Source organism: Bradyrhizobium sp. ARR65, from assembly GCF_000472385.1.
Lineage (GTDB): Bacteria > Pseudomonadota > Alphaproteobacteria > Rhizobiales > Xanthobacteraceae > Bradyrhizobium.
Window position 1 is genome coordinate 110,975 of sequence record NZ_AWZU01000005.1, and the last position, 13,012, is coordinate 123,986.

Genomic DNA, 13,012 nt, shown 5'->3' on the forward strand with positions numbered 1-13,012 from the left:
GTGGCGCCTGCCGTTTTTGCAAGACCGCGACATCGCTTGCGAAATCCTGTGCGGGCGGTGCAGTAGCCGCGCTTCGGTCCGCAACAACCCGTGCGTGCGCGAATGGCCTGTTGATCGCTGCTTTCAGCCGGTGTGACTCAAAAGCCAATCGTTTCGGCAATCAGTGGTTTCGCCTTAAATGGTGCCATATTTTCCTTTCGCGAATCAACGCACTGATTCATTTTTGGCTTCTGGGGTCAATCTGGAGGCAAGGGTATGAACGTTATTGTTTTTGCATCACGTAAAGGCGGCTCGGGAAAGAGTACCCTGGCCGCGCATCTCGCCGCGCAAATTAAGGCGACGAAGCCCTGTCTATTGATCGATGCGGATCCGCAAGGCTCTTTGACGTTATGGCACAAGCTGCGCGGCACCAACGAGCCGCCGATCAAGGCGGCTATTAATTCTGTGACCGGTATCGTTGCTGCCGCAAGGCGCGACGGAGTCGAATGGGTTCTCATCGACACGCCGCCGAACACCTCGGCCGTTGTCGAAGATGCCATCAAGAACGCCACCATGGTGATCATCCCGGCGCGGCCGGGCGTGTTCGACGTCAACGCGGTGCAGGAAACGATCCAGACCTGCCGCGCCGCGCGCAAGCCCTACGCCGTGGTGCTGAACGGCGCGCCGGCACGCCGCGACGATGCCGAAAGCCCGATCGTGACCATCGCACGCGAAGCGCTCGCCAAATTTCGCGCGCCGGTGTGGGGCGGCCAGATCACCAACCGCGCCGACTTGCTGATGGCGCTCGGCCACGGGGAAGGCGTGCGCGAATATTATGCGGAAGGGCGTGCAGCGGCGGAGATCGCGCGGCTCTGGGCTGCGATCGAGCGCTCGGTGAAGGCCATCCGCGGCAGCGCGTCGGCCAACGGCACCATGCACAAGCAGGCGGCGTAATTTCGCCGCCTCGCCCGGACGAGTTACTGAGAACGCGCGGTCCCCGCGCGTTTAGCTTGTTGAATGCCGGTTCGCATTCCCAAAACTGAGCAGGCCTACGCCACCATCAGCATGTAGAAAAGGATCACCGGCGAGAGAGAAATGATCGCCGACCAGATCCCAAGCGCCCAAAGAATGTCTTCGGTCGTGAAAGCCCTCGGCTCACGAACCGGGTTGTCCTGCCTGTTCACAACGCCCCCGCGTTCTTGTCTTTATGGGTTCGTCATATGCGACAGGCGTTAAAAAACGGATGCGCCTTCGTTTTCGATTTCGGCGCAGTTGCTACCGCGGTTTAACCAACTGCACGCGGTGCGAGTTCACGACCCGAGCAGGGTGGCAAGCGCAAGCACGGGCGCGAGGCCGAGCAGCAGCGCCCAGAAGCCGAACGTTGCCACCACCAGAAGGTCCCGAACCGTTTCCCGGCGCGCGATGAATTTTCGCGAGAACGTGTCAGTGCTCATGTTTCGCCCGGCCTTGGTTTTTGTTGCGGCCGGGAGATTCATACGCGCGAGATTTTAAGGGCGCCGCAGCGCGCTCGATCGCTTTGCCGCCGTGCTGCTCACCTCACGTTAACCAGATCCTTCGCGTCTGCGCCTGCGAGCGCGCCGCGGCAGGCGATTTCGCGTTCGAGGCGCGCGGCGAGTTCGCCGCTGACCTCCACGATCGGCGAACGCACCTCCGCGCTGTCGATCAGTCCCGTTCGCCACAGCCAATACTTGGCAGGCGCGGGACTAGGCTCTGCAAACAGCAGTCGGGTCAAGCCGGCCACATGCTCCCAGGCCGCGTTCGCCGCCTCGTGCCGGCCCGCCTTCAGTTCCGTACGCACGGCTGCAAAGCCTTCTGTCTCGACATGGGCAGAGAGCAGGATCGCGCCATCGGCGCCATCGCATAGCGCGTCGTGATATTGCGCATCCTCGCCGGTCAGCACCCGAAATCCGGCGGGCCTGTCGCGCAGCAGTGCGATCGATTGCGCGCGGTCGGCGCAACAGTCCTTGCACCCGACGATGTTGGGGTGTTCGGCAAGCGCGAGCAGCGTCTCGTTGGCAAGGCCGACTGCGGTCCGGTAGGGAATGTTGTAAAGCACGACGGGCCACGACGCGTGGTCGGCGAGCGCGGCAAAATGCTGCTGCAGCCCGCGCTGCGACGGCCGCAGGTAATAGGGGCTCGAGATCAGATAACCGTCGATCGGCCATGCTGCCGTCTCGTCGAGCCTGTCCAGCATCTCGGCTGTCGACGCGCCGGCGAGGCCGAGGCAGATGGGGAGATAGCGTCCCGTCTGCTCCAGAGCCGTCCGCACCTGATGCACGAGTTGCTCGAGTTCGCTTGGCGAGAGCAGCAGGCCTTCGCCCGAGGTCGCCGCCAGGATAAGTCCGTCCACCGGACCTGCAGCATAGTGCCGCACTATCCGGAAGAGCGAAGGCTGGTCGATCCCGCCATCGCGGAACGGCGTGATCAGGGGCAGCCAAAGGCCCTGCAAGCGGCTTCCCAGGTCGTTCATGGTCCATCTCCTTGAGGTTGAGTGCCGGAGACGGAGCAATAAAAAACCCCGCAGCTCGCGGCGGGGTTGTCGGATCGGTTTGGCGTTACGGTCTAGCGCGCGCGTCGATCAGAGCTCCCCGGACGGGAGAGCTTTTTTCGACTGCATATTTCTGCACGAATTTGCGACCATGCACGAATGATGAAGGCGACGTGTCCAACTGTCAACGGCGGCCAATTGCGTCACTGACATTGTCGTGTCAGTGAAATCGCCTCTCACGAAATCTTGTGCAAACGAAAAGAAGCCGGGCTCGAGCGAGCCCGGCTTGAGGTATTGGCCACGTGAGGCCGACACAATCACCTTCCAAGAGGGATTACTGAACGTTCGCGCCACTGGAGGAGGGGGACAAATGCGCAACGCGAATGCTCAGCGTAGAAACATTATGGTCCTCGCCACCGCCTCGCAGCAAGCATCCAGGTCGCATGTCAGACATGCGCAAAATCAGGACGGCCAGCGCTGCGCTTTGCTCACGACAAAGTCACGGAACACCTGCACCCGCGCCACCGTCTTCAGCTCTTCCGGATAGACAAAATAGGTGTCGAGCTGGATGGAATCGGACTCGCCGAACAGTTGTACGAGCCGATTGTTGTCTTCGACCAGATAATCTGGCAGCGCAGCGATCCCGAGCCCCTGCTGACAGGCGCGAACCAGACCGAGAATGTTGTTGACCTTGAAGAAGGCCTCGCGCGGCCCGCTTCCGTTGCGACCTGCTTCCACAAGCCAGTTGCGGTTTTGCAGATGCGGCGCGACCTGGCCGTCGGAGAGCGTGATGATCCGATGCGAGTCGAGATCATCGAGCGTGCGCGGCGTGCCGAACCGCTTCACATATTCCGGCGAGCAATAGGCATGGAAGCCGATCGAGAACAGCTTGCGCTGGATCAGGTCCGGCTGCGTCGGCTTGCGCGTGCGGATCGCGACATCCGCCTCGCGCATGGAGAGGTCCAGCTCCTCGTCGGTCACGATGAGCTGGATCCTGATCTCCGGATAGAGCGCGGTGAATTCGCCGAGCCGCGGTATCAGCCAGTTGATGCCGACGCCCGGCGTGGTCGTGATCTTCAGATCGCCGCTCGGGCGCTCGCGGCTGTCGGTGAGCTTGGCGCGCGCCGCCTGCAACTGCATGAAAACGTCATGCGCGGTGCGGAACAGAAGATCGCCCTGCTCGGTTAGAATGAGGCCGCGAGCATGACGATGGAACAGTGAGACCGAGAGCTCCTGTTCCAGCGCACTCACTTGTCGTGATACAGCCGACTGCGACAGTCCGAGCTGTTCGCCGGCATGCGTGAAGCTGCCCGCTTCCGCTGCTGCGTGAAACACCTTCAGCTTATCCCAGTCCATATCGCTAAATCCGTCTCGTGTCTTAGCCATGTTCGTCTTCATTCCGCCGCGGCGCGCTCGCTGGCCCGCAAGGCTAGAAAGCGTTCGGCTTCAAGGGCGGCCATACAGCCGAGGCCGGCGGCAGTGACCGCCTGCCGATAGGTTTCGTCGGCCACGTCGCCGGCGGCGAACAGGCCGGGCACGGACGTGGCGGTCGAGTTCGGCGCCACTTCAACGTAACCTGAGGGTTTCAGCTTGACCTGGCCCTGGACAAGTTCAGTCGCGGGCGCGTGGCCGATGGCGATGAACACGCCATCCGCGCGCAATTCGTTGTGCGCCCCGGTTTTCACGTTTTTCAACCTGATATGCGTGACCTTGGCGGGGTTTTCCTCGCCGCAGATCTCGTCGACGACGCTATCCCAGACCACCTTGATCTTGGGATGCTTGAACAACCGCTCCTGCAGGATGCGTTCGGCGCGGAAGTGATCGCGCCGGTGCACGATCGTGACCGTGGAGGCGAAATTGGTGAGGAACAGCGCCTCTTCGACCGCGGTGTTGCCGCCGCCGACCACCACCACGTCCTTGCCGCGATAGAAGAAACCGTCGCAGGTCGCACACGCCGAGACGCCAAAGCCCTTGAACTTCTCCTCCGACCGCAGGCCGAGCCAGCGGGCTTGCGCGCCGGTGGCCAGCACCACGGTCTCGGCGAGATAGACGTCGCCGCTGTCGCAGGTCAGGCGGAACGGCCGCCGTGCCGTCTCGAGCTTGGTGACGAGGTCGGTGACGATCTTGGTGCCGACATGGCGCGCCTGCTTCTCCATCTGCTCCATCAGCCAGGGGCCCTGGATGACGTCGGCGAAGCCCGGATAATTCTCGACATCGGTGGTGATGGTGAGCTGCCCGCCCGGCTGAATGCCCTGGATCAGCACCGGTTCCAGCATGGCGCGCGCCGCGTAGATCGCCGCCGTGTAGCCGGCCGGACCGGAGCCGATGATGACGACCTTGGCATGGATGGGCGCGGACATGAGGCGGATATCTCTTGCGATGCGGGGTTGATCAGCACTCGAGCGGAAGAGCGCCAGGAACGGCGTCGCGGCAGCGCCGAAAGTGTCAAATCCAAGTCTAGGACATCTGGCAAGCTATGCAAGAATTGCAATCCAACTCGGCGAATTTTCCCTTCACGAGGCCGAGATTGCGCAGTGCACGCGCAATAAAATTGCGCAAAGGGGCGAAGCTGCGCTACAGAGTGTTGCCGCCGGCGATGCCGGCTTTGCGAGTTCCAGGAACCCTAAATCCCGTGTCGAAGAACTTAGACGAGATCGACCTCAAAATCCTGAGCGAGATCCAGGCCGATGGCCGAATCACCAATGTCGAACTGGCCAAGCGCGTAGGCATTTCGCCGCCGCCCTGCTTGCGCCGTGTGCGCACGCTCGAGGAGGAGGGCTATATCCAAGGCTATCGCGGGCTGTTGGATCCGCGCAAGCTCGGCTTCGACGTCACCGTGTTTGCATCGGTGCACCTGTCGAGCCAGGCCGATGCCGATCTGAGGGCGTTCGAGGAGTTCGTGCGCGCCGAGCCCCTGGTTCGGGAATGCTGGATGCTGTCAGGCGAGGTCGATTTCATCCTGAAATGCGTCGCCCCCGACATGGCGACGTTTCAGAATTTCGTCACGCACCTGACGGCGGCACCGCATGTCCGCAACGTCAGGACCTCCTTGGTGCTGCACAATTCCAAGTACGACGCCGCTGTGCCGTTGGAGCTCAAGACGCGCGGCTGATGCCGCGCCGCCTGGAGGGCCGGCACGCGCTAGCATCGGCCCGGGGCGAGTGCGTCAGCTCTTCCTGCCCATCATCGCGTCGACGCTGATCGGGCCGCCACCCGCCGTCGCGAGATAAAGACAGCCGAAGCAGAGCGCTATCGCAAGACTCCCGCCGTTGATAATCGGATGGAGAACCGGCGAGCCGGTCTTGAACACGTGCCCGATGAAATAAGCGAAGGCCATTTCGCCGGACAGGATGAATGCGACGATCCGGGTGAACAGGCCGATTACCAGCAGGCCGCCAAGAATGAGCTCGATCCAGCCGGCGGTCTGGATCAGCGGCGGAATGTTCGCGAAGTAGGGGACGACGGGAAATTTGAAGATTTTGGCGACCCCGAATTGGAAGAGCAGCAGGCCGCTGATGAAGCGAAACAGGCTGAGCGCCTGCGGCTGCCACTTTGAAAAGATCTGGTCCATGTCAGTCATCCCCTGTTCGACACGCGCGAACTAAGCACTAGCGCAATCGCCGCCAGCGGTCATCGGGGTGCACATCGCGGCCCGCAAATTCGAGGCATGTGCCAAGTGCGGCGCAGCAAAAAAAGCCGCGTGCGGGACGCGGCTTTGTAGGCAAGCGTGGCGACGAGGCGATGACGCCCGGTCTAACGCCACTCGACTTTGGTGATCTCATAGGCCTTGGCGCCGCCAGGCGTGTTCACCTCGACGGAAGCACCTTTCGTCTTGCCGATCAGCGCGCGCGCGAGCGGCGAGGTGATGGAGATCTTGCCCTTCTTGGCGTCGGCTTCGACTTCGCCGACGATCTGCCACACCTGCTTCTTCTCGGTATCCTCGTCCACCAAGGTGACCGTGGCGCCGAATTTGATGGTGTCGCCGGAGAGTTTTGAAATGTCGATCACGTCGGCGCGCGCAAGCTTGTCCTCGAGCTCGGCGATGCGGCCCTCGTTGTGCGACTGCTCTTCCTTCGCGGCGTGATACTCCGCATTCTCCGACAAGTCGCCATGCGAACGGGCTTCGGCGATATGCTGGATGATGCGCGGACGGTCCACCGACTGGCGTTGCTTCAACTCGTTCGACAGCGCGGCATAGCCGACCGAAGTCATTGGAACCTTTTCCATCGTCTTTTCTGTCCTTCAGTCATGCGGGAACCATCGCAGGCCCGCATGAGACGCATTTTCATCAGAATGGCCCGTACCTGCGACGCGGCGCCGGACCCTTCCCCACTCCGAGCCGAAACAAAACAGCCGCATGGCCGGGAGGTTCCGGCCAAGTTCGCCTTTGCTACCAATTACTTAGCGGGACGCCCGACCCGGCCAGCAATCAGGTTTCGGAAAAATAGCTCTGCAGCGTGCGGACCTCAAGGTCCCCGTCGCGGTAGGCACGGACGCCCTGGGCCGCCGCTACGGCGCCTGAGAGAGTGGTGTAATAAGGCACTTTATGCAAGAGGGCAGCGCGCCGCAGCGAACGGCTGTCGGCCAGCGCTTGCGGCCCCTCCGTGGTGTTGAAGACGAGTTGGATGTCCCCATTGGTAATGGCGTCCACGATATGCGGCCGCCCCTCCAGCACCTTGTTCACCTTCTCGGCCGGAACGCCGCGGTCCGAAAGGTAGCGCTGGGTTCCGGAGGTCGCCATCACCTTAAAGCCGAGCGAGTGCAGCAGCCCCACCGCGTCCGTAATTCGGTGCTTGTCGCTGTCGCGCACCGAGACGAACACGGTGCCTTTGCGCGGCACGCGGGTTCCGCCGCCGAGCTGGCTCTTCGCGAACGCCACCTCGAAGGAGCGATCAAGGCCCATCACTTCGCCGGTGGAGCGCATCTCCGGCCCGAGCACGGTATCGACGCCGGGGAAGCGGGCGAAGGGGAAGACGGATTCCTTGACGCCGACATGCTTGAGCTCGCGCTTCTTCAGTTTGAAATCGGCGAGCTTCTCGCCGGCCATGATTCGGGCTGCGATCTTCGCCACCGGCGTGCCGATCACCTTGGCGACGAAGGGGACCGTGCGCGAGGCGCGCGGGTTGACCTCCAGCACATAGATCTCGCCGTCCTTGATCGCATATTGCACGTTCATCAGGCCGACCACGTCCAACCCAAGCGCGAGTTCGCGAGTTTGCCGCTCGAGCTCGGCGAGGGTCTTGGCATCGAGCGAGTGCGGCGGCAGCGAGCAGGCGGAATCGCCGGAGTGAATGCCAGCCTCCTCGATATGCTCCATGATGCCGACAACAAAGGTATCCTTGCCGTCGCTCAAGCAATCGACGTCGATCTCGGTGGCGTCGGACAGATAGCGGTCGAACAGCAGCGGGTTCTTGCCGAGGACGGTGTTGATTTGTCCGGTCTTGTCGTTCGGATAGCGCGCCTGAACATCGGCCGGCACGAGTTCCGGCAGCGTGCCGAGCAGATAATCGGAGAGCTGGCCCTCGTCGCGGATGATCTGCATGGCGCGGCCGCCGAGCACGTAGGAGGGGCGCACCACCAGCGGAAAGCCGAGATCGGCGGCGACGAGGCGGGCCTGCTCGACCGAATAGGCGATGCCGTTCTTCGGCTGTTTCAGATGCAGCTTGTCGAGCACGCGCTTGAAGCGGTCGCGGTCTTCGGCCAGGTCGATCGCATCCGGCGAGGTGCCGAGGATCGGCACTTCGGCGGCTTCGAGCGCCCGCGCCAGCTTGAGCGGCGTCTGGCCGCCGAACTGCACGATCACGCCGGCAAGCGTGCCGTTCTTGCGCTCGGTCGCGATGATCTCGAGCACGTCTTCCGAGGTCAGAGGCTCGAAATACAGGCGGTCCGCGGTATCGTAGTCGGTCGAGACCGTTTCCGGATTGCAGTTGATCATGATCGACTCGAAGCCAACATCATGCAGCGCGAAGCAGGCATGGCAGCAGCAATAGTCGAACTCGATGCCCTGGCCGATCCGGTTCGGACCGCCGCCGAGAATAACGACCTTCTTCTTGTCCGATGGCGCGCTTTCGTCCGTCGGCTGGCCCGCGAAAGGCGCCTCATAGGTCGAATACATATAGGCGGTAGGCGAGGCGAACTCGGCCGCGCAGGTGTCGATGCGCTTGAAAACGGGACGAACGTGAAGCGCATGACGTTTTGCTCTCACCTCGGCCTCGGTGGTCTCGCTCAAGACCGCAAGGCGCGCATCGGAAAAGCCCATCGACTTCAGCATGCGCATGGCATGGGCGTTATCAGGCAGGCCGTGCTTGCGGATCTTCTGCTCCATCTCGACGATGCCGCGCATCTCCGAGAGGAACCACGGGTCGATCTTGCAGGAATTGAAGATGTCCTCGTTGGACCATCCGAGCCGCATCGCCTGCGCCACCTGCAGGATGCGGTTCGGCGTCGGCGTGCCGAGCGCGGCGCGGATCGCGTTCTTGTCGTCGCCGCGGCCCAAGCCGCCGATCTCGATCTCGTCGAGGCCGGTGAGGCCGGTCTCGAGGCCGCGGAGCGCCTTCTGCAGACTCTCCTGAAAGGTGCGGCCGATCGCCATCACCTCGCCGACCGATTTCATCGAGGTCGTCAGCGTGGTGGAGGCACCCGGAAATTTCTCGAACGCAAAGCGCGGAATCTTGGTGACCACGTAATCGATGGTCGGCTCGAACGAGGCCGGCGTCGCGCCGCCGGTGATGTCGTTGGCAATCTCGTCGAGCGTGTAGCCGACCGCAAGCTTCGCGGCGACCTTGGCGATCGGAAAGCCCGTCGCCTTCGAGGCGAGCGCGGAGGAGCGCGACACCCGCGGATTCATCTCGATCACGACCATGCGCCCGTCGACCGGATTGACGCCGAACTGCACGTTGGAGCCGCCGGTCTCCACGCCGATCTCGCGCAGCACCGCGATCGCGGCATCGCGCATGATCTGATATTCCTTGTCGGTGAGCGTCAGCGCGGGCGCCACCGTGATGGAGTCGCCGGTGTGCACGCCCATCGGATCGAAGTTCTCGATCGAACAGACGATGATGCAATTGTCCTTCTTATCGCGCACCACCTCCATCTCGAACTCTTTCCACCCCAGAACGGATTCCTCGATCAGAACCTCGTTGGTGGGCGAGGCATCGAGGCCGCGCTCGATGATGTCGAGGAACTCTTCCTTGTTGTAGGCGATGCCGCCGCCAGTACCGCCCATGGTGAAGGAGGGGCGGATGATCGCCGGCAGTCCGACGTCGTTGAGTGCCATCAACGCTTCGGCCAGCGCCTGCTGCTGATAGCGCTTGCGCCGTTCACCCTCGCCGAGCGTCCATTGCCGCTCGAACTCTTCAAGCTCCGCCCCCGAAAGCTTTGCGCGGTCGGCGAGATATTTGTCGCGATCGGCCTTCTTGAGCGCGGAGGCGTTGGCCAGCCGCGATTTCGGCGTCTGCAGGCCGATCTTTTCCATCGCGTTACGGAAGAGCTGGCGGTCCTCCGCCTTGTCGATGGCATCGGCGGTGGCGCCGATCATTTCGACGTCGAATTTGGCGAGCGTGCCTTGCCGGCGCAGCGACAGCGCACAGTTGAGCGCGGTCTGGCCGCCCATGGTCGGCAGGAGCGCGAAGCCGCCGGGAATGACGTGGCGCTCCTTCTCGATGATCCTCGCGACGATGTCGGGCGTGATCGGCTCGATATAGGTCGCGTCCGCCAGTTCCGGATCCGTCATGATGGTGGCCGGATTGGAATTGACGAGGACGATCCGATAGCCTTCCTCCTTCAGCGCCTTGACCGCCTGTGTACCCGAATAGTCGAATTCGCAGGCCTGGCCGATCACGATCGGGCCGGCGCCAATGATCAGGATGGTGGATATGTCGGTTCGTTTGGGCATCAACTCTTTCGGGGCTTTGAATAGGCACAAAAAAAGGGCGCGCCTATCGCGCGTCCCTTACAGCCAAGGCGCGTGGTCGTCGCGCGCGGCTGGTCTTTAGACCAGTTTCTGCAGCCGCGAAAGGGCCTTGAGCCGCCTGTCAACCGGCAATTTGTAAAGTTTGAGCCGTTCCCGCCGCGAGCGCACGAGGAGGACCACCAGCGCGGCGCTGACGCTCAAGCCGCCGACCCAGCCGAGATCGGTCGGGCCGAGCAGCGAGAGCACGATGCCGCCGGCCGCCCCGGATGGAGCCCGCCTCCGCCCTTGGGCTGCGGCGAGGCAGCCTTCGCTCACTTCGCTACGACGGAGTAGGAACTGGCTCGCCCAGCCGAAGCTCGCGAAGCCAATGACTGGCTCGCCCAGCCGAAGCTTGCGAAGCGAGCGAAGGCTGGAGGCCCGGCCTGGATTTGAACCAGGATAAAGGACGATGCACCGCCCTCGCGTTGACGCGTTCCGCCACCGGGCCGAAGCGATCATCGCCGATCCAGCGGGAGCGGGCTACCCTAAGCGGATATTAACCCTAACTAATAGGCGTGATCAGGTCCGAGCCAAGGCGTGGTGCGCGACAAAGGTCATGCGCCAGGGGTTGTGGCCGATATTGTGGCCGGCGCGCGCGGCGGAAAACCCGCGTTTGGCGAGCTTGGCGATCATGTCGGCCTCGCCATAGCGCTGCAGTCCGACCCGTGAGCGCAATTGCCGATAGTCCGACAGCGCCGTCGCCAGCAGCCCGATCAGAGCATCCTTCAAGAAGCCGTGCCTGGCCGCAAAGCGCAACAGCGCGTAGATATCCATGGGCATGCCGACCTCGGGGCGGAGCACATCGCCGATGACCAGCCGCCCGGACGGTCTGAGCAGCTTGCGAACGACGTCGAGCGCGGAATCCAGCTCCTCCGGCGTCATGTACTGGACTACGGAATTCATCACCACCAGATCGACGGAATTTTCCGGCATTTTCCGCACGTCTTCCAGCGAGCGCACCCGGATCTTGGTGTTTGGGGCATAGCGCGCGATCAGCCGGCCACGCACGCCCGGCGCCGGCTCGGCGAGGATCAAGAGGCCACAGGCTTCCGCCACGTTGGCGGCGAACAGAGCCTCGCCGCAGGAATAGTCCAGCACCACCTGATCCTTCGCGGTGATGTAGCCGATGATGTCACGCGCAATCAGTTTAAAATGCAGGTCGCGATGCCGCTTGCTTGCATAAATCGTATGCGTGGAATCGTAATAATCGATCCAATCTTCCATGGCGTCTCGAAGTTCGGGAATGTGAGTTCCTGTCACGGAACCGGCGTATGCATAACGCGTTAACGGGTTCGCCGATCCGTGTCCATCGCCAGGTCCCAACAGGCAGGTCCTAACAGGAAGGTGTAACGTGAGCAAAGCCAAGCAAGATAGAATATCGCCCGATCTCGACACCCCCACCGACATGCCGAAGGAAGCGGTTGAGAAGATCTCGGCAGCCCTCAACACGCTGCTGGCCGACGCCTTCGCGCTTTACCTCAAGACCAAGAATTTCCACTGGCATGTCAGTGGCCGACATTTCCACGACTATCACGTCATGCTGGATGAGCAGTCGGACGCGATCTTCGCGACCACCGACCAGCTCGCCGAGCGCGTGCGCAAGCTCGGCGGCATCACGCTTCGCTCGATCGGCCAGGTCTCGAGGCTGCAGACCATCAAGGACAACAACGACGATTACGTGCCGCCGCGCGAGATGCTGCGCGAACTGATGGAAGACAACAAACACATCGCGGCCGCGATGCGCAAGGCGCACCAGCTATGCGACGAAAACGAGGATTCCGGCACCGCCGGCCTGCTCGAGACCTTCATCGACGAGACCGAGCGGCGCACCTGGTTCCTGTTCGAGGCCAGCCGCCAGGAAGGCAGCAACGCGGCCTAGGGCAGGGCGCCTGAGCGACGAAAGAAACCCGCGTCGTCCCGACCAAGCAAGCGCGGCGAGCGAGCGCAGAGCCGGGACGACGGCGGGCCTTGCTAGCGCCTCCACAGCCGCACCAGTGGTCCGTCTTTACCCATCACCGGATCCGTCTCCGGTACGCCCACTCGCGGGATCGTCTCCAACGCCTTCGCATGGTTCTCCGGTGTGGGACGGGTAATCTCCATTTTCTGTCCGGGCGGGTAGGCGCCGACCACGGAAAGGTCGCGGCTCGCCAGGATACATTGATGGCCCGTACCGGCCGGAAGGACCACGACATCGCCGACGGAGACCTCGATCTCCTTGCCGCGGTCGCCGCCGAAGCGCACCCGCGCATGTCCCTGCGCAACGCCCAGCGCCTCATGCGCAGTCGCGTGATAGTGCAGATATCCGAAGATGCCGTTGCGCCACATGTCGCCCCAGCGATTGGCCCCGAACAGCTCCTCGATGGCGCGCTCGGGCTCCGCTTTGACCACATCGACGGCATGCTTATAGATCAGGAACGGCAGGCGATTGTTCGGAACGAGCCCGTCATCCTGAAAGGCAATTGTGAGCGGCTCGATCTTTTCCTTGACGGCCATGGCTCGGCTCCCGCGAAAGACTCCTCGCGGCGTCAACCCGAAGTCGGGTGCCGATGTTCCACGGGACCAGTCGTAGGTTT

At 62.6% G+C, this 13,012-nt stretch carries 13 protein-coding genes and 1 tRNA gene; 3 read left to right on the forward strand and 11 right to left on the reverse strand.

Annotated elements, in window-relative coordinates; genetic code table 11:
* Window positions 1-255 precede the first annotated feature (255 nt).
* Window positions 256-933 carry an AAA family ATPase gene (locus F758_RS0108345; RefSeq protein ID WP_024507440.1) on the forward strand — a complete coding sequence of 226 codons (678 nt, stop codon included), beginning with the start codon at window positions 256-258 and terminating at the stop codon, window positions 931-933.
* 356 nt (window positions 934-1,289) lie between these two features.
* Here F758_RS0108345 and F758_RS50750 read toward each other — a convergent pair whose 3' ends face one another.
* The 4 genes from F758_RS50750 to trxB all read right to left on the reverse strand — a co-directional run bounded on the left by F758_RS50750 (window position 1,290) and on the right by trxB (window position 4,848).
* Window positions 1,290-1,433: a hypothetical protein gene (locus F758_RS50750; RefSeq protein WP_198026435.1), complete on the reverse strand. Its 144-nt coding sequence runs from the start codon at window positions 1,431-1,433 to the stop codon at window positions 1,290-1,292.
* A gap of 98 nt (window positions 1,434-1,531) precedes the next feature.
* Window positions 1,532-2,470 (reverse strand): 4-hydroxy-tetrahydrodipicolinate synthase family protein, encoded by a 939-nt coding sequence (locus F758_RS0108360; RefSeq protein WP_024507442.1) that lies wholly within the window; start codon window positions 2,468-2,470, stop codon window positions 1,532-1,534.
* A 480-nt stretch (window positions 2,471-2,950) separates the two neighbouring features.
* Complete coding sequence (locus tag F758_RS0108365; RefSeq protein WP_024507443.1) at window positions 2,951-3,874, reverse strand: LysR family transcriptional regulator; 924 nt, start codon at window positions 3,872-3,874, stop codon at window positions 2,951-2,953.
* 8 nt (window positions 3,875-3,882) lie between these two features.
* Window positions 3,883-4,848 carry a thioredoxin-disulfide reductase gene (gene trxB / locus F758_RS0108370; protein WP_024507444.1) on the reverse strand — a complete coding sequence of 322 codons (966 nt, stop codon included), beginning with the start codon at window positions 4,846-4,848 and terminating at the stop codon, window positions 3,883-3,885.
* Between the two features lie 272 nt (window positions 4,849-5,120).
* Between trxB and F758_RS0108375 the strand changes: the two genes are divergently transcribed.
* Entirely contained in the window at window positions 5,121-5,600 is a 480-nt protein-coding gene (locus tag F758_RS0108375) for an Lrp/AsnC family transcriptional regulator (RefSeq protein WP_024507445.1), read from the forward strand.
* A gap of 54 nt (window positions 5,601-5,654) precedes the next feature.
* Here the strand turns inward: F758_RS0108375 and F758_RS0108380 are convergent, their stop codons facing one another.
* The 6 genes from F758_RS0108380 to F758_RS0108400 all read right to left on the reverse strand — a co-directional run bounded on the left by F758_RS0108380 (window position 5,655) and on the right by F758_RS0108400 (window position 11,663).
* A complete protein-coding gene (locus F758_RS0108380; RefSeq protein ID WP_024507446.1) occupies window positions 5,655-6,059 on the reverse strand; it encodes a DoxX family protein in 405 nt (134 codons plus the stop codon).
* A gap of 182 nt (window positions 6,060-6,241) precedes the next feature.
* A complete protein-coding gene (gene greA, locus F758_RS0108385; protein WP_024507447.1) occupies window positions 6,242-6,715 on the reverse strand; it encodes a transcription elongation factor GreA in 474 nt (157 codons plus the stop codon).
* 202 nt (window positions 6,716-6,917) lie between these two features.
* Complete coding sequence (gene carB, locus F758_RS0108390) at window positions 6,918-10,382, reverse strand: carbamoyl-phosphate synthase large subunit (protein WP_024507448.1); 3,465 nt, start codon at window positions 10,380-10,382, stop codon at window positions 6,918-6,920.
* A gap of 96 nt (window positions 10,383-10,478) precedes the next feature.
* Complete coding sequence (locus tag F758_RS49340) at window positions 10,479-10,646, reverse strand: hypothetical protein (RefSeq protein ID WP_198026446.1); 168 nt, start codon at window positions 10,644-10,646, stop codon at window positions 10,479-10,481.
* A gap of 164 nt (window positions 10,647-10,810) precedes the next feature.
* Window positions 10,811-10,887 (reverse strand) — tRNA-His (locus F758_RS49345).
* A 71-nt stretch (window positions 10,888-10,958) separates the two neighbouring features.
* Window positions 10,959-11,663 carry a class I SAM-dependent methyltransferase gene (locus F758_RS0108400; protein WP_024507450.1) on the reverse strand — a complete coding sequence of 235 codons (705 nt, stop codon included), beginning with the start codon at window positions 11,661-11,663 and terminating at the stop codon, window positions 10,959-10,961.
* Between the two features lie 127 nt (window positions 11,664-11,790).
* Between F758_RS0108400 and F758_RS0108405 the strand changes: the two genes are divergently transcribed.
* On the forward strand, window positions 11,791-12,318 hold the full coding sequence (locus F758_RS0108405; RefSeq protein WP_024507451.1) for a Dps family protein: 528 nt from the start codon (window positions 11,791-11,793) through the stop codon (window positions 12,316-12,318).
* Window positions 12,319-12,410: 92 nt separating this feature from the next.
* On the opposite strand, the gene F758_RS0108410 is transcribed toward F758_RS0108405, so the two are convergent.
* The gene (locus tag F758_RS0108410) at window positions 12,411-12,932 is read right to left on the reverse strand and encodes a cupin domain-containing protein (RefSeq protein WP_024507452.1); all 522 of its coding nucleotides are present in this window, start codon (window positions 12,930-12,932) and stop codon (window positions 12,411-12,413) included.
* Between the last annotated feature and the right edge of the window lie 80 nt (window positions 12,933-13,012).